This is a genomic window from Sporosarcina sp. P18a (assembly GCF_002743135.1).
GTDB lineage: Bacteria > Bacillota > Bacilli > Bacillales_A > Planococcaceae > Sporosarcina.
The window spans coordinates 1-3,005 of sequence record NZ_PDYQ01000015.1 but is presented as its reverse complement, the minus strand read 5'-3'; the positions used below and the strand labels follow the sequence as shown (position 1 = coordinate 3,005).

Sequence of the window (3,005 nt, the reverse complement as noted above, 5' to 3'; positions counted from 1 at the left end):
TCGCATATATGCGATTCAAGCAATCTTTTTAACCAACGGAAGCCTATCGCTAGGATGAAGTTGGACCTTTTATAGGTTAAGTTAGAAAGGGCGCACGGCGGATGCCTTGGCACTAGGAGCCGATGAAGGACGGCACTAACACCGATATGCTTCGGGGAGCTGTAAGTGAGCTTTGATCCGAAGATTTCCGAATGGGGAAACCCACTGTCCATAATGGGACAGTACGTGTATGTGAATACATAGCATACTCGTGGCACACCCGGAGAACTGAAACATCTAAGTACCCGGAGGAAGAGAAAGAAACATCGATTCCCTTAGTAGCGGCGAGCGAAACGGGAAGAGCCCAAACCAAGAAGCTTGCTTCTTGGGGTTGTAGGACACTCTATACGGAGTTACAAAGGAATGCGTTAGATGAAGCGACCTGGAAAGGTCCGCCAAAGAGGGTAAAAGCCCCGTAGTCGAAAACGCATTCTCTCCAGAGTGGATCCTGAGTACGGCGGAACACGTGAAATTCCGTCGGAATCCGGGAGGACCATCTCCCAAGGCTAAATACTCCCTAGTGACCGATAGTGAACCAGTACCGTGAGGGAAAGGTGAAAAGCACCCCGGAAGGGGAGTGAAATAGATCCTGAAACCGTGCGCTTACAAATTGTCAGAGCCCGTTAATGGGTGATGGCGTGCCTTTTGTAGAATGAACCGGCGAGTTACGATTCCATGCAAGGTTAAGCTGAGAAAGCGGAGCCGCAGCGAAAGCGAGTCTGAATAGGGCGAATGAGTATGGGGTCGTAGACCCGAAACCAGGTGATCTACCCATGTCCAGGGTGAAGGTCAGGTAACACTGACTGGAGGCCCGAACCCACGTATGTTGAAAAATGCGGGGATGAGGTGTGGGTAGCGGTGAAATTCCAATCGAACCTGGAGATAGCTGGTTCTCTCCGAAATAGCTTTAGGGCTAGCCTCAAACGAAAGAATCTCGGAGGTAGAGCACTGTTTGGACGAGGGGCCCATCCCGGGTTACCGAATTCAGACAAACTCCGAATGCCGATGATTTATGTTTGGGAGTCAGACAGTGGGTGATAAGATCCATTGTCGAGAGGGAAACAGCCCAGACCACCAGCTAAGGTCCCCAAGTATCTGTTAAGTGGAAAAGGATGTGGCGTTGCCCAGACAACCAGGATGTTGGCTTAGAAGCAGCCATCATTTAAAGAGTGCGTAATAGCTCACTGGTCGAGTGGCGCTGCGCCGAAAATGTACCGGGGCTAAACAGATCACCGAAGCTGTGGATTGACCTTAGGGTCAATGGTAGGAGAGCGTTCCAAGGGCGTTGAAGCTAGACCGGAAGGACTGGTGGAGCGCTTGGAAGTGAGAATGCCGGTATGAGTAGCGAAAGAAGGGTGAGAATCCCTTCCACCGAATGCCCAAGGTTTCCTGAGGAAGGCTCGTCCGCTCAGGGTTAGTCAGGACCTAAGTCGAGGCCGATAGGCGTAGACGATGGACAACAGGTTGATATTCCTGTACCACCTCCCCGCCGTTTGAGTAATGGGGGGACGCAGTAGGATAGGGTGAGCACACAGTTGGTTGTGTGTCTAAGCAGTGAGGTGGAGAACGAGGCAAATCCCGTTCTCATATAACACTAGGCTGTGATGGCGAGGAGATTAATCTCCAGAGTCCCTGATTTCACACTGCCAAGAAAAGCCTCTAGCGAGGCGGGAGGTGCCTGTACCGCAAACCGACACAGGTAGGCGAGGAGAGAATCCTAAGGTGATCGAGAGAACTCTCGTTAAGGAACTCGGCAAAATGACCCCGTAACTTCGGGAGAAGGGGTGCTCTGGTAGGGTGAATAGCCCGAGAGAGCCGCAGTGAATAGGCCCAGGCGACTGTTTAGCAAAAACACAGGTCTCTGCAAAATCGTAAGATGACGTATAGGGGCTGACGCCTGCCCGGTGCTGGAAGGTTAAGAGGAGGGGTTAGCGCAAGCGAAGCTCTGAATTGAAGCCCCAGTAAACGGCGGCCGTAACTATAACGGTCCTAAGGTAGCGAAATTCCTTGTCGGGTAAGTTCCGACCCGCACGAAAGGCGTAACGATCTGGGCACTGTCTCAACGAGAGACTCGGTGAAATTATAATATGCGTGAAGATGCGCATTACCCGCGACAGGACGGAAAGACCCCGTGGAGCTTTACTGTAGCCTGATATTGAATTCCGGTGCAGCCTGTACAGGATAGGTAGGAGCCTTGGATTCCGGAGCGCCAGCTTCGGAGGAGGCATTGGTGGGATACTACCCTGGCTGTATTGGACTTCTAACCCTTGCCCGTGATCCGGGCAGGAGACAGTGTCAGGTGGACAGTTTGACTGGGGCGGTCGCCTCCTAAAGAGTAACGGAGGCGCTCAAAGGTTTCCTCAGAATGGTTGGACATCATTCGCAGAGTGCAAAGGCATAAGGAAGCTTGACTGCGAGACCTACAAGTCGAGCAGGGTCGAAAGACGGACTTAGTGATCCGGTGGTTCCGCATGGAAGGGCCATCGCTCAACGGATAAAAGCTACCCCGGGGATAACAGGCTTATCTCCCCCAAGAGTCCACATCGACGGGGAGGTTTGGCACCTCGATGTCGGCTCGTCGCATCCTGGGGCTGTAGTCGGTCCCAAGGGTTGGGCTGTTCGCCCATTAAAGCGGCACGCGAGCTGGGTTCAGAACGTCGTGAGACAGTTCGGTCCCTATCCGTCGCGGGCGCAGGAAATTTGAGGAGAGCTGTCCTTAGTACGAGAGGACCGGGATGGACATACCGCTGGTGTACCAGTTGTCTTGCCAAAGGCATCGCTGGGTAGCTATGTATGGACGGGATAAATGCTGAAAGCATCTAAGCATGAAGCCCCCTTCAAGATGAGATTTCCCATTACGCAAGTAAGTAAGATCCCTCAAAGATGATGAGGTGGATAGGTCTGGGGTGTAAGTACGGCGACGTATGTAGCTGACAGATACTAATCGATCGAGGACTTAACCTATT

At 52.4% G+C, this 3,005-nt stretch carries 1 rRNA gene; it reads left to right on the top strand.

Annotated features, from left to right (window positions below):
* Positions 1 to 74 precede the first annotated feature (74 nt).
* A 23S ribosomal RNA gene (locus CSV75_RS16000) occupies positions 75 to 3,003 on the top strand.
* Positions 3,004 to 3,005: the final 2 nt, after the last annotated feature.